This is a genomic window from Schleiferilactobacillus perolens DSM 12744 (assembly GCF_001435585.1).
GTDB lineage: Bacteria > Bacillota > Bacilli > Lactobacillales > Lactobacillaceae > Schleiferilactobacillus > Schleiferilactobacillus perolens.
Genome location: NZ_AZEC01000017.1, coordinates 14,045 through 34,709, shown reverse-complemented (window position 1 = coordinate 34,709; position 20,665 = coordinate 14,045). Strand labels below are relative to the sequence as shown.

15 protein-coding genes and 1 tRNA gene are annotated in these 20,665 nt (G+C 49.8%); 8 read left to right on the top strand and 8 right to left on the bottom strand.

The window, feature by feature from the left end; translation table 11 throughout:
* Positions 1–252: 252 nt before the first annotated feature.
* Complete coding sequence (yycF, locus tag FD09_RS13540; RefSeq protein ID WP_057822229.1) at positions 253–966, bottom strand: response regulator YycF; 714 nt, start codon at positions 964–966, stop codon at positions 253–255.
* Between the two features lie 167 nt (positions 967–1,133).
* On the opposite strand from yycF, the gene FD09_RS13535 reads away from it, so the two are divergent.
* The 3 genes from FD09_RS13535 to FD09_RS13525 all read left to right on the top strand — a co-directional run bounded on the left by FD09_RS13535 (position 1,134) and on the right by FD09_RS13525 (position 9,511).
* Positions 1,134–2,462, top strand: a complete 1,329-nt coding sequence (locus tag FD09_RS13535) for an ABC transporter substrate-binding protein (protein WP_057822228.1) — start codon at positions 1,134–1,136, stop codon at positions 2,460–2,462.
* A 133-nt stretch (positions 2,463–2,595) separates the two neighbouring features.
* Positions 2,596–2,668 (top strand) — tRNA-Lys (locus FD09_RS13530).
* A 744-nt stretch (positions 2,669–3,412) separates the two neighbouring features.
* A complete protein-coding gene (locus tag FD09_RS13525) occupies positions 3,413–9,511 on the top strand; it encodes a mucin-binding protein (RefSeq protein WP_057822227.1) in 6,099 nt (2,032 codons plus the stop codon).
* Between the two features lie 104 nt (positions 9,512–9,615).
* Here FD09_RS13525 and FD09_RS13520 read toward each other — a convergent pair whose 3' ends face one another.
* On the bottom strand, positions 9,616–9,798 hold the full coding sequence (locus tag FD09_RS13520) for a hypothetical protein (protein ID WP_057822226.1): 183 nt from the start codon (positions 9,796–9,798) through the stop codon (positions 9,616–9,618).
* A gap of 405 nt (positions 9,799–10,203) precedes the next feature.
* Between FD09_RS13520 and FD09_RS13515 the strand changes: the two genes are divergently transcribed.
* Both FD09_RS13515 and FD09_RS13510 read left to right on the top strand, forming a co-directional pair.
* Positions 10,204–10,602, top strand: a complete 399-nt coding sequence (locus tag FD09_RS13515; protein ID WP_057822225.1) for a hypothetical protein — start codon at positions 10,204–10,206, stop codon at positions 10,600–10,602.
* Positions 10,603–10,607: 5 nt separating this feature from the next.
* Positions 10,608–11,465, top strand: coding sequence for an NAD(P)-dependent oxidoreductase (locus FD09_RS13510; protein WP_057822224.1), 858 nt, complete (start codon positions 10,608–10,610; stop codon positions 11,463–11,465).
* A 92-nt stretch (positions 11,466–11,557) separates the two neighbouring features.
* Here FD09_RS13510 and FD09_RS13505 read toward each other — a convergent pair whose 3' ends face one another.
* The 5 genes from FD09_RS13505 to FD09_RS13485 all read right to left on the bottom strand — a co-directional run bounded on the left by FD09_RS13505 (position 11,558) and on the right by FD09_RS13485 (position 18,178).
* Positions 11,558–12,013 (bottom strand): hypothetical protein, encoded by a 456-nt coding sequence (locus FD09_RS13505; protein WP_057822223.1) that lies wholly within the window; start codon positions 12,011–12,013, stop codon positions 11,558–11,560.
* A gap of 157 nt (positions 12,014–12,170) precedes the next feature.
* The gene (locus FD09_RS13500) at positions 12,171–12,860 is read right to left on the bottom strand and encodes an endonuclease III domain-containing protein (RefSeq protein ID WP_057822222.1); all 690 of its coding nucleotides are present in this window, start codon (positions 12,858–12,860) and stop codon (positions 12,171–12,173) included.
* A 101-nt stretch (positions 12,861–12,961) separates the two neighbouring features.
* Positions 12,962–13,894, bottom strand: a complete 933-nt coding sequence (locus FD09_RS13495) for a helix-turn-helix domain-containing protein (RefSeq protein ID WP_057822221.1) — start codon at positions 13,892–13,894, stop codon at positions 12,962–12,964.
* A 971-nt stretch (positions 13,895–14,865) separates the two neighbouring features.
* Positions 14,866–16,008 carry an MFS transporter gene (locus FD09_RS13490; RefSeq protein WP_083487953.1) on the bottom strand — a complete coding sequence of 381 codons (1,143 nt, stop codon included), beginning with the start codon at positions 16,006–16,008 and terminating at the stop codon, positions 14,866–14,868.
* Between the two features lie 346 nt (positions 16,009–16,354).
* Positions 16,355–18,178: a cation:proton antiporter domain-containing protein gene (locus FD09_RS13485; protein WP_057822220.1), complete on the bottom strand. Its 1,824-nt coding sequence runs from the start codon at positions 18,176–18,178 to the stop codon at positions 16,355–16,357.
* A 69-nt stretch (positions 18,179–18,247) separates the two neighbouring features.
* Between FD09_RS13485 and FD09_RS13480 the strand changes: the two genes are divergently transcribed.
* Positions 18,248–18,976, top strand: coding sequence for a TatD family hydrolase (locus FD09_RS13480; protein WP_057822219.1), 729 nt, complete (start codon positions 18,248–18,250; stop codon positions 18,974–18,976).
* On the opposite strand, the gene FD09_RS13475 is transcribed toward FD09_RS13480, so the two are convergent.
* A complete protein-coding gene (locus FD09_RS13475) occupies positions 18,967–19,287 on the bottom strand; it encodes a hypothetical protein (protein WP_057822218.1) in 321 nt (106 codons plus the stop codon). The genes FD09_RS13480 and FD09_RS13475 overlap by 10 nt on opposite strands.
* Before the next feature lie 241 nt (positions 19,288–19,528).
* Here FD09_RS13475 and FD09_RS13470 point away from each other — a divergent pair, with 241 nt between their 5' ends.
* A complete protein-coding gene (locus FD09_RS13470; RefSeq protein WP_057822217.1) occupies positions 19,529–19,792 on the top strand; it encodes a GlsB/YeaQ/YmgE family stress response membrane protein in 264 nt (87 codons plus the stop codon).
* A 393-nt stretch (positions 19,793–20,185) separates the two neighbouring features.
* The gene (locus FD09_RS16395; protein ID WP_157053833.1) at positions 20,186–20,620 is read left to right on the top strand and encodes a macro domain-containing protein; all 435 of its coding nucleotides are present in this window, start codon (positions 20,186–20,188) and stop codon (positions 20,618–20,620) included.
* Positions 20,621–20,665 lie beyond the last annotated feature (45 nt).

Below are 20,665 nucleotides of genomic sequence, written 5' to 3'. Positions count from 1 at the left end.
GTGGCAGGTGGCTGGAACGCTGTGACGGCGGTTTGAGCCCGCAAAGTGCGCGGTCTCAAACACGCCTAACCACATCAGGGCAAAAAGCGCCCTGTGTGGTTTCCACAGCTGAGCCACCTGCCACCTACGCTTGCTCCGCATTGGCACTAGTCTCCGGCTCCCGCAGTTATATCAGTTACGTCTGTAAACGGGCGCAGCCGACCAGACGCCTGTCTTTATGTCGACGTCTCTAACCGGTCGGCTGTGCCCTTTTTATTCTTCCCCTGGCTTGCGCAGGAAATAGCCGACGCCGCGGCGGGTGACTAGCCATTCTGGTTTGCTGGGGTTGTCTTCGATTTTTTCACGTAACCGGCGGACGGTAACGTCGACGGTGCGAACATCGCCGAAGTAGTCGTACCCCCAGACGGTCTGTAGTAAGTGCTCGCGGGTCATGACTTGGCCGAGATGCTGGGCCAGGTAATAGAGCAGTTCAAATTCGCGATGGGTGAGTTCGATCTTTTCACCGCGTTTCTTGGCAATATAGGCATCGGGCAGGATCTGCAGGTCGCCTACTGTGATTTCTTGAGGGCCTTCGTTTTCTGCCTCCTGGGCGGTGTTAGAAGCGTCCATGCGGCGTAAATTGGCTTTTACTCGGGCAATCAGCTCACGGTTGGAGAAGGGTTTCGTAACATAATCATCGGCACCTAGTTCAAGGCCAAGAACCTTGTCGATTTCAGAATCCTTCGCCGTCAGCATGATAATCGGAGTATCTCGGTCTTTCCGCACTTGACGCGCGACTTCGAGCCCATCAATCTTTGGCAGCATCAAATCCAGCAGAATCAAATCTGGGTTGCCGCTCTTCACTTTCTCCAAAGCTTCCTCGCCATCTGCGGCGGTTTCCACTTCGTATCCTTCTTGAGTCAGGTTAAATTTTAAAATATCGGAAATTGGTTTTTCATCGTCTACTACGAGAATTTTTTTGGCCATTACAGAAAATTCCTCCTTAAAGTTGAGGTGCGTGACCTGTAACAATTATAACAATTCTCCGCTATATTACAAAAGTAATGGGAAAACGATGCCAATGCACTCTTCTCTGGCATTATCTGAGCTTCTTTGTTGCATTAATCCGGGAAGATTTTATACTGAAAACGGTGATGTACACCAAATACATATCACAGGGGGCATTGATCGTGAAGCTTCATCGATGGTTAGCAGTGGTCGCTGTAGCGGCGACGGCATTAATTATGGCCGGTTGCGGAAACAGTTCAAGCACCAGTACCAATAGCGGTGCCAGTTCAAGCGGGCGGACAAAAATTACGTTCTGGTACCGGATGAATGGGGTTTACGAAAAAGCGCTAAAATCCTACATTAACGACTTCAATAAGCGTCAAAAACAGTACGAAGTTGTCGGTACTTCCCAGGGCAGTTACGACGATTTACAGAAAAAGCTGTTGGCTTCGGCTAAGTCGCGGACCTTACCGACCATGAGTCAGGTCACGGATATTACAGTGCCAGAGTATATCAAAAACGGCTTCATCTTACCGCTGGATGATGTGGCTTTAAAAGGATCCGACAAGTTATCCAGCAGCGAACTCAATGATATTTATCCCGGTATCCGCCAGAACTTAAAGTATAAGGGCCAGTACTACACGATGCCCTTTGCGACGGGGACCCGGATTATGTTCTATAACAAGGACATCCTGGACAAGTATCATCTGAGTGTACCAAAGAATTGGGAAGATTTTGCGGCCATCAGTAACAAGCTCAAGGGTACTGGCATCACCACTGTGGGCTTCAATAAGTCCTACGACTTTGAGTTTGAAACTTTAGCGTACGATGCTGGGAACCGGCTCGTCACCCCGAAGTTGCAGGTCAATTTGACCACGCCCGCTTCCCTCGCCGCCGGCAATGCCATTGTTTCCATGCTCCACAACAAAACCGCCACATCGGCCGGGACCGATGTCTACTTCAACGTTCCCTTTATCCAAGGCAAAATGTTTGCCGGCTTCGGGTCATCAGCTACGATCCAACAGTTGAAGAACACCGCACCCAAGGGCATGCACTGGGGCACGGCTTTAATGCCTGCCTTCCAGGGTAAAGAAAGTAACGTTCTAGGGAACAATGGCTTGAGTATTTTCAAGGGAGCCTCCACTAAACAGCAGCAAGGCGCGTGGCAGTTCATGAAATATTTAATGAGCAGCAAGGTGCAATCCGACTGGGGCCAAAAGACCGGTTATGTGCCCGTGGTGAAATCCGCAGTCGCCAGCGCGAGTTATCAGAGCTTCTTGAAGAAGAACCCAGAGTACCAGGCAGCGGTTGATGCTTACAAGGACGGCTTCTCTTCCACCCCGTTTGTGGGCTACAACGAATATCGCAATGATCTGTATGCGGCGGTAGATGCCACGATTAGCAAGGGTCAATCCGCCAAAACAGCGTTGACGACTTTGCAAAAGCAAACGGAGGCCATCGTCAAAGGTAATTAATTCCGCGATGTGGGCCAATGGGACATCGTCAGTCCTAACACATTTCCGAACTTTTTCTGAATTAGGGGTTGCGTCCGCCTAGTCTTGCGTGCTATTATATTTAAGTCGTTGAGGCAAGCAAGTACTTATTTATGGGTGGTTAGCTCAGCTGGCAGAGCAACGGACTCTTAATCCGTGGGTCCAGGGTTCGATCCCCTGACCACCCACTAGCAGAAATTCACCGGTAGTCGTCACGGGGGTAAACCCTTGGCACTACCGGTTTTTTTATTACTGATAATCGATTCGAGACTGACAACTTTACGAGAAAAGGGCACCATAGAGTGCACCACAGAAAACAAACAAATTTAGCAGAAGCAACTTGCGGGCAGGTGGCCGTTGCCGATAATGGCAGCGGCTATTTTTGTCGTTGCAAATCCCTATGATTATACAAAATTCAGAAACAGCAAATGATATCTCATCGCCAAACATGCACGGTTACGCCGGTTAATACCGTAGTTGTCGATATGCACTCAGAAAGCAGCATTGATTTGGTGGCTTTTTTTTCTGAAAAAATATACGAAAATCTAATCTGATTACTGGTCGGGATTAGGATTTTTATGGTTCTCGTCACGACTTTGTGTTCCTACCCATGTCAAAACTTTCCTACTTAATAAGCATTTAGCGCGTGCACAATGTTTTGCCTATGCTATAGTGTAATTATGTATAGAGCAGTTGGCGGCATACGTATCAGAACATCGCCCGCTAATAGCTCCAGACACTATCTAACGTGCCGATGACAGAGTGGAAATGAGCGCTTGCCGGTCTTTTCCGAGCCAGTCGGACTAACACGTTGCTATCGGTCGATTATCTGCTTGATTTTCGGCTACTCGGTGTTAGTGGGGACACCGGTCTTTTACAGGAGCTTAACATATGATAAAAGATCGATACATTTTGTAGGGGGAAATGTGCATATGTCAAAAGATCGTCGAGGACTCAAAAGACTGTACAAAGCGGGAAAGTTTTGGGTGGCCGCGGGTGCGGGCCTGTTATTGCTGACGGGCACGAGCAATAGTCAACAAAAGGTCGACGCAGATACGGCTGCAACACCAGTCGCTAACACGCAAAATACCACCGCTGGCAATCCGATCCAAGCCGCTGCAAAGACAACCAGTCCAGCTGCGCCGACGGTCACTCAAAAGACTGCCGTCACGCCCAGCCAGACACCGACAGCAAATGATCAACCGGCGCCCACTTCTTCGGCCACGGTGACCGGGCCCACGGTTACAGATGACAGCAACTTAAACGATCCACTCGTTTACAGCCTCTCTGGCTCTTTTAAGAAGGGGGACAAAATTCAGCTGCTCATTCCAGCGGGCACCTTGAAGTTTCTAAAAATGGGATCAATATCATCTGGCACAATTCCTACCGGGACCACTTCAACCACTGTGAATGGTGTCGCGTACGATGCCTTGACAATCAACATGACCAGCGATTCTACGGTGAGCACTTCCGTTTACTATTCAGTGAATGCGAGCCCCTACTCAACAGGTGCCAGCTCTAAGTTTCTTAGCGATGGTAAGCCGTCAACAGACATTCCCGTTCTTTTACAGGTAAATGGGAAAACCGCCAGCCAAATGACCACCACCTTCAATAAGAAGCCAAATCAGCCGGCCATACCTTCAAATGGTTGGGCAATTTTTGATAATCAAAATATAGGCGCAATCGTGGATCCTTCAACCGGCACCTATAAACAACAAGCCGTTACAAAGATTAATTGGCAGACTTTTGCGGATCGTTTTTCATATACCAAAGATTACCTCAAAAACTGGCAAGGCTACGATGTCTTCACCGCGCCAACCACCGTGACGATCACGCTACCGGCCGGAGTAAAAGTCATCAGTGCTGAAAAGACAATCGCCGATGCGCCGTATACAGTCTCCCAATCGGGTAATCAGTATACCTTCACGTTTGCGGCTGGTACACCATTAAGAGACGGGGCTGGCTCAATTTTCAAGAGCGGCTTCTTTAAAATTGTGAGCGAATACGATGGCGATGTGGGGACAGGCAAATCATTGACGTTGACAGCCGCGGTTAGTACTGCAATCAACGGTCAGACTTACCAGTATGCGGTCAACTCTAAAAATGCGTTTTCTTACCAACCTTTTGTTGGAAAATTGAGCATGGACTCGTCGGCTAGTTTCGCTCGTGATAGTGCTGGCAACGGTAATTCCTACTTGCCGTCATTTACCAAAGACCCATTAGCGGATACCTCATCGGTTTTCTGGGGCAGCGTTCTTGATAAGAGTAACTACGATTATCAAGGCCATCCCGAGGCGCAACTGACAATTAATCCAACGCTTAAAAACAGTATGAATTTGACTAGCGTCACTAACGTGAGCGACCCTAGTTATTGGAAGAGCATCGGTTTTACTGACAATGTGGAGCTTATCTTTACCACAGCAAGCGGTAAAACAGACGTCCAGAAGGTCGTCTCTGGCAAAACAAATTACGTGACGACAATCGGTTCACAGGCTGATCCAGTCCTTAATGTCGTGGTCCGAAGTGTGGACGAAGTACGGCCAACCGGTTCAGTAGGAACAGTCACAGGTATGGATGTTGCCCATCGGCTTTCATTCCATGCTGAGTTTTACTCCAATCAACCCCAGGCAGTCCACTACCGATTCCAGACTACCCAAAAAAACGGCGATCAAGTCCTCAGTACTCCAGCTGGTGATTGGCAGACCATCAACTATGACTCCGTACCCCGCATACTCATCCAAGAGAAATACTATACGGGTGTCGGCTTCATGGGCTGGGATAATTTGTCTGCCGGTGTCACCAATGCCGGTGATACGATTTCGTTCCGCAATAACCTGCAAAGTCTAGCCATTAGCGCCGGGAATCCTGGCCAAACATCCGCTCTAGTGGGCGGCCAAAACGCTGCTGCATACAATACGTATTTAGCCGCCAATCCGGATGCATTCGGTGTCTATGTGCGCATTCCAAAATATACGACCTTTGCTGGCGTGGCCGCATTGCGTAACGCCTGGGATAACCAAAACCTACAAGCCCAAACCTTTGTCGATAAGAATGGGGATACCGTCCTCTATATCAACCATCTGACATTTACAGGTAGTGGGACCACTGCACGCGGTATTCCAGTCATTGTGAATAGTGGGTTAGCCCCCAACACCCTGATTTCATTCTCTGCCTGGGACTTTGGCTTTCGACCGGATGCTTCAATTTTCCGCTTCAACGGGACCCAGTTAACCCGTGGCGCTTCCTTCCAGGACGACTGGAACAACGGTAATGTTTACTACAACTCCAAAGATAACCCAACCTTCAGCATCAAAACCGTAGCCACCTCAGACTTCGTCCAGAGTGCTGGTATCCAAGGCTCTGCGGATAACGCATTCTCGCATACAGGCAAAATCAATACAGCCAAGCCCACCGCGGTAGTCACACATAATCTTTACAACGGGACTACGAACACAGTCACGATTGACTCATCCCTGACCCTGGGTGATAAAAACAGTCAGCATATGCATTTAACAGGGCCAATTAAGATCGTTGATGACGCAACCAAAAACGACATCACCAGTACTGCGAAAATCACTTATCTGGATGCCGCTGGCGTGACCACGACCTATGACAAAGCCGCGAGCATCCAAATTGAGCGGATTGCAGTGGGCGCTAAGTCTGCCGTGACCGTCACCTCTAACATAAAGTTAGACGATGACCAGCTCAAAGACTCCATCGTCGGCAAGAGCTATTCTTTCCCGGCCAGTGCCACGGTTTACGGCGCAGACGGCACGCCCATCAAGACAGACGAAGAAATTCCTTTAACGGCTACTCTGGTCCGCCAAGTCAACGAACAGTGGCAGGTCGTCACTAAAGACCCCGACGGTAAGTTTGTCAGTTACAATGACGGCAAGTCCGACCAGACCACTACCGGCATGGTGGGTGATCAATACACTGCCGCCCCCTTCAAGACTGGCCAGACTATTGGGACGGATCATTATGTGACCCAGATTGTCGATGCAGCTGGCAACCCAATAGATCCGACGACTTTGCAGTACACCGATACCAGCAAGGATGCCCAAGGTAATCCCGTTGGTGCGACATATTACGTCGTGGTGGCGCCAACTAGTGAAACCACCACTAAAGATGTGACATATACCGTCAATTTTGTCGGTGCTGGTGATGCGACACCTCAATCTGTGACCAAGACGGTGACTTGGACCCATACGATCGACAATGTCCACGGCACGCAAACTTGGACCCCCAACACGACGGATGTATCGATGACGGCACCGACTGTGGCTGGTTATACCCCAAATCAGGCGGTTGCCTTTAAAGACGCCCTCACTGCCAGCACCACGGAACCGACTAATCAAAGCCAAACGATCACCTATGCCCCGAGTTCCTTCACGAGTGATGTCACCATTCATTCTAATAAGGGCGACCAGGTGGTCAAGGATGTCACTGGCAATACAGGCGATATCGTTGCAGTTAACGTGCCTGACGTAACGGGTTATGAACCGGATAAAACGACCGTGGATGCCATGGTCAATGCGGACGGCACCATTACCGTACTCGACGGGGACAAGGGTGGCGCTGGTTATGTCACTTATTCACCGAAGGAAATCACTGGCACCGTGACGTTGCCCACCAACCAGGGCAACAAGACAGTCCCAGTTACTGGTAAAGCAGACAGTGACGTCCAAGTCGATACACCGCCAGTTCAGGGCTACACGCCTGATCAGGATCACTTCACCGCCCACATCAATGCGGACGGGACGATTACCACCAAGGATAAAATCACTTACACGCCTAACGAAGTCACGAATGATGTGTTAATTCATACCAATCTGGGCGACAAGGTTGTTCCCGACATTAAAGGTACTGTCGATACCCAAGTGGACGTGCCCGTGCCGTCAGTTGAAGGCTACACTGCGGATAAGCAAACAGTCAAAGCCCAAGTCAACCCCGATGGCACGATTAAGGTCATCGATGGCGAGAAAGACGGCCAAGGGTATGTCACTTACACTCCGAAAAATATTACGGGATCAGTGACCATTTCTACCAATCACGGGCCTAAAACCGTGACAGGTGTCAAAGGCACTGTCGGCGATAACGTCACAGTCGACACGCCGGCCGTGCCAGGTTACACACCGGATAAGAAGGAATTCACTGCCCACATCAATGCGGATGGCACGATTACCACGACGGACACAATCGTTTACACAGCCAACGACGTGACGGCTAATGTGACCATTCCGTCAAATAAGGGCGGTCAAGTGGTAAACGGTGTGACGGGTAAAGTCGGCACCATCGTGGACGTCACCGTGCCGAAACTGGATGGCTATACTGAGGACAAACAGACTGTCAAAGCCCAAGTCAATGCGGATGGCACCATCACCGTCATTGACGGCGGCGAAGGCGGTCAAGGGTATGTGACCTATACAGCTAATCAAGTCACACTCCCCGTCACTGTCCCAAGTAACTTGGGTCCCAAGACCATTGAGGTCGTCGGTCATAGTGGCGAAACCGTCCAGGGCAAGGTCCCTGAAGTGGCTGGCTATGATGCGGATAAAGAATACGTGACCGTGCACATCAGCGATGACGGCAAGACTGCCACAACTAACGACACCATCACTTATACCGCTAAAGAAGTCTCCACCGATGTGACGATTCATTCCAACATGGGGGATCAAATCGTTAAGGGCGTCACGGGTAAAACTGACGAAACGGTCAAAGTGCCTGTTCCCCCTAAGACAGGGTACACTGCGGATAAGACCACTGTGGATGCCAAGGTTAATCCCGACGGCACCATCACTGTCATTGACGGTGAAAAAGCCGGCGGTGCCGGATATGTCACCTATGTACCTAATGACGTCACTGGCTCAGTCACAGTTCCCACAAACCTCGGGAACAAAACTGTGCCCGGCATCAGCGGTAAAGTAGGCGATGATGTATCCGTGGCGAGTCCATATATTCAGGGCTACACACCGGACAAAGATCATTTCACCGCCCATATTAATCCTGATGGTACGATCACAACCAAAGACACCCTTAATTACACGGCCAACGCCGTCACCAATGAAGTGGTCATTCACTCCAACCTGGGGGATCAAATTGTTAAAGGTATCACTGGCAAGACCGGGGATATCGTGAAGGTACCGGTCCCCGGTATTACGGGCTATACCCCGAACAAGACCACGGTGGACGCCATCGTGAACGCCGACGGCACAATTACCGTCATTGATGGTCAACAAGGTGGAAAGGGATTCGTCACCTATTCTCCCAACACCATCAGCGGTTCCGTGACCATCCACACGAATCTCGGTGATAAAACAGTCTCAGGTATTACCGGTAGTGTGAACAGCGATGTGCAAGTACCAACGCCGCCAGTTCAAGGTTATACCCCCGACAAGGACCATTTCACCGCGCACATTAACGCGGATGGCTCGATCACCACGACGGATACAATCAAGTACACACCGAATATGGTCACTGGTGATGTGACGATTAAGACCAACCTTGGCGACAAAACGGTCCATAATGTCAGCGGCCTAGTGGGCAGCGATATCCAGGTGCCGACACCGGTCGTACTGGGATATACCGCCGACAAGCCGTACTTCACCGCCCATGTCAACGCGGATGGCACGATTACTACCACCGACACAATTGTGTATACGAAAGTGAAGGATCCTGACCAACCAGGCGGCAATCCCGATCAGCCAGGTGGTAACCCGGACGAATCCGGTGGTAATCCCGATCAACCGGGTAAACCTGGTAAACCGGAAACCAATCCTGGTTCCTCGGACAACAATCCGGATGGGTCGAATACACCATCTGGCAAGCACCCTGGCACGAGCGGAACCACGAATGGTACCACTGGTGCGGGAACGGCAACCAATTCCGCTAACACCAAGGGTAAGCTGCCGCAAACGAGTGAGAGCCATGCTAACAGCCGCGTGCTGAGTGCCATCGGCGTTTCTCTGATGGGGCTGCTCGCAGCATTCGGATTGGTTCAATTGAAACGGAAACGCGATACTGAAAAATAAACGTGGATAGATTTGAAAAAGGTCGATTGGGCAAAAATGTCCGATCGACCTTTTTGTTTGCTTCGTCATACCAGTGCTGTGAAGAAAGTGTGCCACCCAGTATTTCAGTCTGCCTCATTTTTGTGATGTTGATAGAGATCCTTGCGGAAAGCGTCCAGATCAGCAAATTCATCATATTCACCACGAGCAATTTGCTCATGTGCCTTCTCAGTAGCTATATCCAGCGGATCCAACGCAGTCATGTCGCGCGGAATTGCTTTGTTACGAACCAGCGACTGATACGGCATCGTGATGATTGTATCGGTGGTATAGCCTAGCGCCCTTAATGCTGCCTCCCTTCAGCCTTCAGCTTGGGATCAATACGCACACTGATCCGTCCAGAATTTATTCGGGTCATCACTTCAACACATCCTTTTCACGTATTATTTTACAACCAACGACCCAAAGCGAACTTACTTCCATCTGAGCCATTTAGTTTATCGGTGATTAATAATCATCCTTCCTGCAGAGAATTATTCTACCGAATGAATACAAAGATTTTTCTTGACACCGCTTTCTTCGTTTGAGCAAATTAATTCTTCTTTCTCCCAAAAGCATGTAAACTAACGGCAGAGTGATCGATCAATGATCACTCTGTTGCGTTCTGGCCGGTCGCTTGACTAACTGGAACGTTCAAGAGAGGAGTGCACCCAATGCAAGGGGATTTGGGGAGTTATCAGTATGTCCAGCGGGTTTATAACGACAACATGCGGATCGCTAAGTACCAGTTACCAAAAACAGCGGCAGACGGGAATGTCACGTTTTTTGACGATGGTTTGATCAATCTCACCATGCAAATTGCTGGTGGGCGAGTCACTAAGATTACAATCGTGACCACTGATCCGCGTTCGTCGGCATACATGCAAGTCTTCGAAGGATTCGAATTCGGCTTCAATGCCGTCAGTACTTGGATTCAAAATTATCATGAAACAACAACTACCCATGGCCCTTCTCAGGGTATCGTGAAGGGTATTCTAGCTGATTACAACACCACACCCGCCAATGTATTAACGGTGAGTCTCACCCGGGTGTCTGGTCAAGCAGAGGAGTGAGTGATATGCACGTCACATTTATTGGCATTGGTTATATGGGCACGCAAATGGTACCCCACTTGGCGGCTGCGGGGTATGATGTTGTCATTTGGGATAAAGATCCTAAAAAAGCCGCGGCGATTGCTGGTGATCACGTCACCGTCGCTGACTCTTTAGCGGACGCGGTGCGCGCGTCAAAAGTGATTATCACCTCGGTGATGTCATCTGACGTACCGGCCCTGCATATTGGCAGTGACGACGAAAAAGGGATCACAGCCTATCTGCAACCAGGAAGTACCTTAATTGTGACTTCCACATTAGATCCCGAAAAAATTGAGGCCATTCATAAAACAATGCCACCCGATACGCATTTATTGGACTCACCAATTATCGGCGGTGTCCGCTATGCTCGGGAGGCTTCGCTGGTCTTGATCGTGGGTGGCAATAAGACTATTTTTGACCAGGTTAAGCCAATCCTGTCTGTCTTTGGGACGGTGGACTATGTCGGCCCATTAGGCAACGGCGCCAAGCTTAAACTGATCACCAATGTCGGCATCATGGCCGCTGAGGCTGGGATTCGCGAAACCTTAGACTTAGCCGATGCATATGGCATTGATTACGATACAACACTGGATCTGCTGCAACGCGGCCCGATGAAACCGGTGGTTGTCCGAGCTTTGGATGAAACCAATCCGCGGCCGCTGAAAGACTCCGTCGCCGACGAGATCGAATTAGTGAATGCCACTAAGGATCTGGTTGAACTGCCGATGGCTAAGGCTGGGTTGCGACGGCTGGAAAAAGCGGTCGATGCGGTGGATGGCGAGGCACGGTTTAGCGATATTGTGCATAAGAATACGTCGCTGGATAAAAATAAGAAGTCGTAGAATTGATTTCCGTGAAAATAAATATGCCCCTTCATTGTTGGTCAAAATAAACCATCCAATGTGGAGGCATTTTTCAATTAATAGTGGTTTGTTCACGCACCATAATGAATCTTACCCTGATTCAGCAATTGCACCACATTGTCGTGGTTTTGCTTCACCCAGCTAAAGCCTACTAGTCGTTTCCAGACGGCAATGTTGGCCACATCGCCATCGTTGTTCTCCACCATGAGTGCGTCGTTAGCCAAGGGTGAATGACCATTCGTCATACCAAATAAATGGAACTTTTCCTTTTCGAAATGAAGCGACTTAATTTGCTCCTTGCCGATCAGAATATGTTTCCCTGTTAATTTATACAGTGGTGTACATTCCAGCATCAATAAGCCGTCTTCCTCGAAGCTCAGATAGAACATCGGGTTGGACAACGCCGCCACCACAATCCCGAACCCCCTACCCACCATATCATCAGTTTGCGCGTATACCACGCGACTCGTATCGGCTGGATAACCAAGCTTTACCTTGGCAGCGCTAATCTCCTCTAATTTTGCCATAGAAATCCCCCCAAAATAATCCTTAGCCACGACGCTTGTGCTTATTGTTTATTTTCGAATAATTCAGGCACTAATGCAACCGTTTTATTTTCTGATGTGTCCTTACCCAAATTGCTATGCTTCCATCCCGCTGCAAATATGGACCACTCTATCACAACTACTTTGTCACACGCGGTTCTCCCCGCGGCCCATCCTGTAATACCGCTTGGGCGGGCCACTGATCGACTGACACGGTATCTTGAAGTAAGAATTTGTCATCATAGGGATGCCGGGTTTGAGTTTTACCGTGCTCATCAATCAAGGCATGCAGTTCCCGGGCATCATCCAGGCTCAATGTCGCGGCAAAGGGCGCCATGGCGGTATACATCGTCGTATATGTTTTGTAGTCGCCCAACCCTAGTCTGGCGCTCAACCGGCGGGCGTATTCGTCGGCTACAAAAGTCGGTTTGTCAAAAGTATAGAGCAACATCACATCCGCAGTTTCCGGGCCGATGCCGGGTAATGTCAATAATTGCGACCGCAGTTCAGCTGCCGGGTGCTGACTAATGACAGAAAAATCGCCACCCGCATTAGCCAGCCACTCTAAGGCGGTGCGAATACGGATGGCTTTTTGTTTATAGAACCGGGCCGGGTGCACTCGGTCCTCTAGTTCAGCAGGCGTTAAGGCCAATAATTGGTCCAGACTCATGACATCCTGCAAATTCTGCACCGCCAAAGCCACGTTGCGCGCATTGGTCCGCTGAACGAGGATCATCATCAGCCAATCCTCTAAGCGATTGTTTTGCCACCAATTTTGGCGGCCGTAATGATGCGCCAAATTTATAAAGACTTTTTGCCATGGATTCATCGTGATCACGTCCTCTCAGAGAGTCAGTGTATCACGATTAGCCAGTGGTTAAGCTTTGACGAGCTCAATAGGCGGCGCAGACTTATGTTTCCCGTGAAACATTATGCCTTGGCCGACTTTTTCTGCACATGGGACAGTGTTTCCGGAGCCAGCCAAGCCCGTAATCGTTGAATTTCCAGGGCAGTCTGTTCGCGATAGATCGGCATATCTAAAGTTTTGAGCATATCCAACAACGTATCGACACACTTCAGTGTGGTGGGATCGTGGCTATCAGTATAATTCAAGAACGCATTAAAAATGGTGCGCATCAATCGTGGATACATGTAGCGCTCCTGTAATTCCTCTTTATTGAAATCAGCCAACAAGCGGCGATACACTTCAATATTCTGCTCATTGATCACTGGTTCAAAGGCCTGCTGCAGCATGTCCCCTCTAGTGGGAATCGTATTGCCTGCCTCAAACTGGACTAATTTATTGACTCGTTTCAAATAGGTGGGCAAAAGGATGGTTAACTGTTTGACTGTTAACACAGGCAAAATGTTGAATAATAGTGTGACCTCATAACCGTACCATGTTTCAGCTTCCTTCAAGAAACCAGTCAATTGAGCTAACTGCGGCTGACTGTTCACAATTCGTTTGTCATGCGCATAGTAATCGGCAAAAACACTCGCAATCAGTGCTGTATTGTGGTCACCAAAATAGTGTGTCTGGGCATAACTGTGCTCCGCCAACCGGGCCGCTTCAATAAACGGCGTGGCGCGCTGATGAATCGTCCCGTTGTTCATCAACTGCACGATTTTCGCCGTGGTCTTCGCACTGACTGACTCATCCATCCCCACGTAGACGTTAGCAAACTCACCAATCATAATGTTTAAACGACGCAGCATCTCCATCAAGTTTTCTGCAGAGGTATCAATGGTGCCCTTTTCAAACCGGAAATAATTGGCGCGCGACATAATGCCCTCATAGACCTGTCGAGTCTCAATGCCCTTATTCGTGCGGAACTCCTTAATGATTGGATCGATTTTACTCATAGTAATCCCACCTACCCCTTCTACTTGGTTTTAAAGCACTGTACCAATGTCTGTCAAACCGTTCCTCGCAGTTTGGCTGATATTTATACTGGGTTGCCAGGCCGTCATGGTGTGCTGCGCTTTGTGAGCCGCGTCTAGGTCTCCACTCTTCTTAAACGGGCTGCGCGGACCAGAGGCTAGGAGATAAGAGCGGGCAGGCATAAAACCTAAGTACGGGTTTTCTGCCTCTCTACTCCTCTTCTTAGACGGGCGCAGCCAAGCAGAAGCTAGGACGCAAGAGCGCAGGCACATAAAACCTAAGTACGGGTTTTCTGCGCCTGCGCTCTTGCGCCTACGCTTCTAACCGCTTGGCTGCGCCCTCTCTTCTAAAAAAACCACGCATGATATGCCACCCTCAATTTAATAGCTCTCAGGCGAGAGTGAGTTGGACATCATTCGTGGTTTTTAATGTACATATCAACCGGCCAACACAACAGTGCGTTGACACAAACCGGGCACACAGGGCAAGTCACTACCCTGGATATGCACAAAAGTGTTTGAGAAGGGCCAGTAAAGTCTGGTTCACCGGCAATAGGGTGACAAAGTCACAATACCATTCCCCCCTGAACGGCACTGTAACCACTTGGCAACCAATTGCATTGTAACAAACCAAATCAGGAAACGGCCCATCTGTTGCAAAAATGAGACAAAAAAATCCCACTATCGGGGAGGTAATAGTGGGATAAATTTAGATATTGGGAGGAAAAATCATGAAGAAAAGTTGGTTGAAGTCTATTGTTGGTATGTCTCGCGGGCATCCAGCGATGGCTCTAGAAACCAGCCGCTGAAACCGCGTTGATAATCGCTCATCGCTTCGCCTCTTTCCTGTTGATATTGTATATACTACTGGGAAAATGTGACGATTGTGCGGTGCTGATGTTGTCCTTTTGTCACCTTTTTCAGTCCAAATCAAGAAATGGATTACCAAAAGGTTAAGCACGTGCCCGACGTATCGTCAGCAAACCAACGATTCCCACAACATGCAGGACAAAGAGTATTAAGAATGTCCAGTTATAGTTCACTAGCGTGATTAGCGCACTGCCGACCACGGGGCCGATCGAGCGACCAAGCGACCCCGACAAGCTCGCCAGCGATTGGATCATGCCGCGATTGCGGTCCGTGGCAAACCGGTTCATTAACGAAGGCGCCGCTGTCAAGGCCAGGATTTCACCCATTGTCACAACAGTCATGCCCACCACAAAGCGCCAATAGGCATCCGCATTGATGATGACCAAATATGACACACCAAATAGTAAGGCCCCGCTAATTACTTTCCATAAATCACTGCGCCAGCTCGGTTGGATCAGCCGGGTGACAATTGGTTGAATCAGTACAATCAAGCCAGTATTGATGGTGAACAGCAGGCTATATTTCTCCACACTAACTCCTTCCCGCAGCATCAAGACCGACACATTACTATTCCACTGTTCGTAGCCGATCCAGATAATAACTAGCATGACACTCACAACGGTCACATTCCGTGATACCTGCGGGGTTAGCGGCACGCGCGGCTGCTTAGCATTCGGACGCGGTGGTCGCACAATTGGCTGAAACAGCCCGCCAATGACAGCAAACGTCAAGATAAAAAGCAGCGCCGCCCCGCCAAACACCCATTGGATGCCTTGGTGATACAGGAAGCCACTGCTGGCGGTCGCAATTCCCATGCCGACACTGGCGATCCAGTAACCTTGATTAAAAATATTGGCATCGATCCGTTGTTGATACGCAATGTAACCATTCATAGCGGCATTGAGCAGGCCTAACCCCAACCCATAAGCCACCACAAGGCCAACAAATACCGGCCACCCATGAATAAAGGTCAACGTGAGCAGCGCCGCCACTGTGAGGGTATTACCCACTATCAAAACTTGGCGAGGCTGCCAGTGGTCAAAAAGCCACCCAGCAAATAAATTCCCCACCGTCATGGCCAGTGAGAACCCCATCAATGTACTACCCGCCACCACCAGACTCTCGTGCAGGTCTTGGTGAATATACAGTGTGGTAATGGGCATGATCAAACCGATTCCCATATTGATACAAAAATTTGCAAACAGAATGGCTCTGGTCTTGGTCATGGTCACGCTGACACCCACTTTATAAATAATCGATTGACTCCCATCATAGCAGAAAAAACCGCCGTCCGAGGAGGAGGACAGCGGTTAAAAATGATTATCGGAGAGGAAAATCATCATGAAGAAAAGTCTGGTTAGGTTGTTGGTGTGTTGCCTAGAAAGTCGTCAGCGATGGCTCTAGAAACCAACCGCTCATGCTTTGTTTATCATCGCTCATCGCGTCATCTCTTTCCGTTCTTGATGGTATTAATACTACCGGGAAAGCATGACGAAAATATGCCCCTTTTGTTGCGTCTCTGTCACCATTTTCCCCACTTTCAGTGAATCCCTGCGAAGAAAATGTGATGGTTTAATTCAGCCGTTCCACTTGCCGCCGAATCTCTCCCACAGCGTCCTTGGCCCCGGTGAAGATAATGTGATCGCCCAATTGAATCTGGGTATCGCCATGGGGCGCCACAAATTCGTGGTCGCGGTAAATCTGGCTGATCGTAATTTGGTCAATGAACGGCAGGTTCTTGATGGCCAACCCTGTAAACCGGCGATTACGCACTACGATTTCATAGATGCCAGCCGTGGTATCAGAAAGAATTCGAACTGTGGCTGGCGATTCGATCAATGCCCGTAATAGTGAAATATTGGCCTCCAGTGTGTTAAAGATCTCCACACCCTGGGCGGTCAACTGATCGTATTCATCGCTTTGGATGTCCTTGTTTTCAAACCGGGCAATCACCCGCGGTACTTGGGCCGCAATGGCCCACTGCGCCAATTGATAGTTTTTGTCATGATCGAAATAGCCCAACACCACAATGTCAGCTTGAAAAGCGTGGGCTGCTGTCAGCTTTTCTGCCGTGAATTCATCTAAAAATTGAACATTGGCTTCGGAGTTGTAGGTCTTATAGCGGGTAGTATCATCGGTGTACAGCGTGATATCGTACAGACCCTTCGTCAATTGCTGAGCGATGGGGACCGTCAAAATGTTGGCGCCAATGAAGTGCACCACCGTTTTCTGATAATCTTCCTTCTCCTTCACGTATAATGTATTAAACAAGATCGGTGCACCCAGACAGGTAATGACCGCCGCCAGGGTAAAAGCGCCGGCTTGCTGACTGGTGACGATGCCGAGGTTGCGCCCCACGCTCACGGCCGGTACCACCAAAGTGATTGTGGTCGAAATCAGGAAAGCCCCGGCGATGGCGTTGCGCGGCTGGAATCGGCGCCGCAGGATCGGCCAAAGCAAGACCTTGGCTAATAGGAAACCAACCAAGAGCAGCGGGATCAGCTGCCAGCTGGCCGGATCAGCCAATAAGGTCCGCAAATTAATTCTGACGCCAGTCATGATGAAGAAAATGGGAATGAAGAACCCATAGCCGATACTCGTCAGCTTGTTCTGCGTTTCTTCCCGGGGATGTAATAACTTCATCACGATCCCGGCAAGAAAAGCACCCAGAATGGATTCTGCGCCAACTTGGGCGGCCACGGCTACCAGGGTCACAATCAGAAAAAAGGCTAGGCGAATATCCAACTGGGTCGTACTTTTATCAATTTGGGCAAACCACTGATAAGGCCGGCGAAAACGCAAGAGCAGAATAATGGCTACCAAAAAGATTAGCAGTAACAACCAAATGCTTTTGTCCGTTGGATGGACCAATGCTGAGTAAATGGTGAGGGCCAATAACGGCACCACTTCGCCCAAAGCCGCAATCAGCAGCATCGTTTGACCAAAGGGCTTGGATAGCAACTCTTTTTCCTTCAGTGCCGCAATTACCACCCCCAATGCGACGGTGGAAAAAATGATCGTCGCGAAGATAGGATGACCGAAAAGGCCGGTGATTTTTAATAGTTCACTGGCCAATAGGGCCATCACAATCACGCTGGCGTATGACAATAGCGCCACACTGACCGGTCCAGGCTGGTTGTCTGGCCTCTTTTGTCGTCGAAAGAGCGAGAAATCAATTTCCATCCCCGAGAGGAAGATCAAGACGATAACCCCTAGACTGCTCAGTTGATTCAGCGTTGTATTCGTCTGCACGATTCCCAACAGACTCGGCCCCAGGACGATACCGACAATGATTTCGGCCACCGCTGTAGGAATGTTGGTAATATGTAAGCGGGCCATCACCAATGGAATCATCAGTGCGGCCAATAATACGATGACTAAGGCAATACTTTCCACGGGTCATCGCCTCCTTTGTTATCGAGACTACACGTTTCAATATTTTTGTCCAGAAAGAAGGTATTCCGAGTGATCGATAGTCATTTCCACAGCGCTGATAATCTGAGCTTTTTGACCCATCTAGCGGCCACCGGCGTGCAAGGCATCGTCAACAGCCAAACTCCCGCAGAATTTGCACTCCTGCAAAAATGGCAATCCCGCCACCCCGATCAAGGAATCACCCTCTCCGCCGGGGTCCATCCCTGGGACGCTGATCATTTAACAGCCGGTAAAATGCGGCCGATCCTGCAACAGGTACCGGTCATCGGCGAAATTGGATTGGATGCCGTTTGGACGAAGAATTCCCTGAGCCAGCAGCGGCCGGTCTTTGTGGAGCAACTGGCCTGGGCCCGGGATTGGCACAAGCCGGTCATCTTGCATACTAAGGGTGTCGAACACGAAATCCTCGAGACCATTCGGCAGTTTCCGAACCGCTACTACATCCACTGGTATGACAGTGATCAGTGGCTGCCAGAGTATTTGCGCCTGGATACTTATTTTTCGGTTGGACCGTCTCTGGGACTCGATCCGGTCGTGAATCGACTGGCTGCTGCTGTCCCACTGGACCGATTATTACTGGAATCTGATGGCTGGGAATCGATCCACTGGGCTAGTCGGCACCCAATCACCACCAACCAGGATTATGACGCCTTCATGGCCGGGTTATTAACCCAATTGGCCGCTTTGCGGGGATTAACTCCGCTCGCCTTAGCCGCCCAGCTCACCAAGAACCTGCAAAACTTCTTGCATCAGCCATAGAACTGCATGATTAAGTTATTGCCACCGCTGAAGCTGAGCCAATATAGGAAAGCCACCACCCCATTGACAAGCAGAGAACCCACCACAATGGCGAAACGGAACGTGAATGGCCGATAGTAGCCACTATCGTCGCTCACGTGATAGCGCACTCGCCGGCGTCCTTGATACGCAATCGTCATGAGTAGCAGCACAATGGTGGCAATGATTTGTACGGCCAAGGGAAAAATACCCATCCGTGTCGCCCCAGAATTCAACGTCAAAAAATAAACTCCCAGCGTGATCACATCAATCAAAATCGCTAAAAGCGGCATGATAAATCCCTCCATATGGTTATGTTGCTGCTATTATACCGGTTTACTGAGGGACTCTGGTAGTGTGACAACTTTCTTATTGATAAGTCACGATTTATGTGACAAATTTGTTCGACCGCTTGGCAGCGGCGGAAAAAGACCGTTCTAGTGCCGTCAAAACGCTATGTTGCTGAATTCCGGTGCAGTCCGCTACACTTAAATAGTAGTCGACGCACAGTACATACTAGAAAGGAAGATTGCTATGCTACATTGGTTGTGGACATTACTCGTTGGCGCCATCATCGGCGTGATTGCCGGGGCCATCACGGGCCGTTCCATTCCTGGAGGCTGGATCGGCAACATCATTGCCGGACTTGTCGGCGCTTGGCTTGGTCAAGCACTGCTCAGCTCTTGGGGCCCGCAACTGGCAGGAATGGCCATCATTCCCTCGATCCTTGGTGCTGTTCTGCTGGTGCTGATCGTTTCCTTCATTCTCGGTCGCACTGGTAAATCAGCGAAGGCGTAACTGCTCGTGCCTGTCTGCTCTTCATTGAATGTTATCTCCCCACGTTAACTCCTGCCGACCTCCCACGGCAGGAGTTTTTTATGTGGAGAACGCAGTTGACAGGTTAGGCAACGTGGTATAAGGCTTTGAACTCTGATGGATGTGGGATGTAGTGCCAATGCGGAGCAAGCGAAGGTGGCAGGGGGCTCAGCTGTGGAAACCACACCGCGGCGCACTTTGCCGCGGATGTGGTTAGGCGTGTTTGAGACCGCGCACTTTGCGGGCTCAAACCGCCGTCACAGCGTTCCAGCCCCCTGCCACCGTAGCTTGCGTAGCTTTGGCACGGCTACACGAAAAGTTTTCAGTTCCACGTGGAACATAATGTGCTACGCTTACGATACAGAGGTGATTGCATTGAATTATCACGAAGAAGTACAAGACCTGTTCGATTCCGACCCCACTTACGTATTTGCCCACTGTGTGGCCGCCGATGCTGGGATGGGCGGCGGCATTGCCTGGACTTTCCGCCATCGGTATCCCGAGATGCCCGCAGCGGTATTGGCCGCGCAACCGGTGGTGGGAGACGCCGTTCGCTATGTCAGTGACGATGGCCGAGTGATTTACAATCTCATCAGTAAGGGCAGTTCCGCGCAACTCCCGGACCGCAGCGACTTTGAAGATTCTCTGCGTGCGTTGAAGCGGGCTTTGCTCGCCCATGGCGAAAAGCGGCTGGCCATTCCGCGCATTGGCGCCGGGATCGACCGGTTGAATTGGTCGGATAGTGCTGGCTTCATCCAAGAACTGTTCGCAGATACGGATATCGAAATCATGGTATGCGTGTTGCATTAATTCCACTCAAATAGGACCGGAATCCCAAAAAAGATTCCGGTCCTA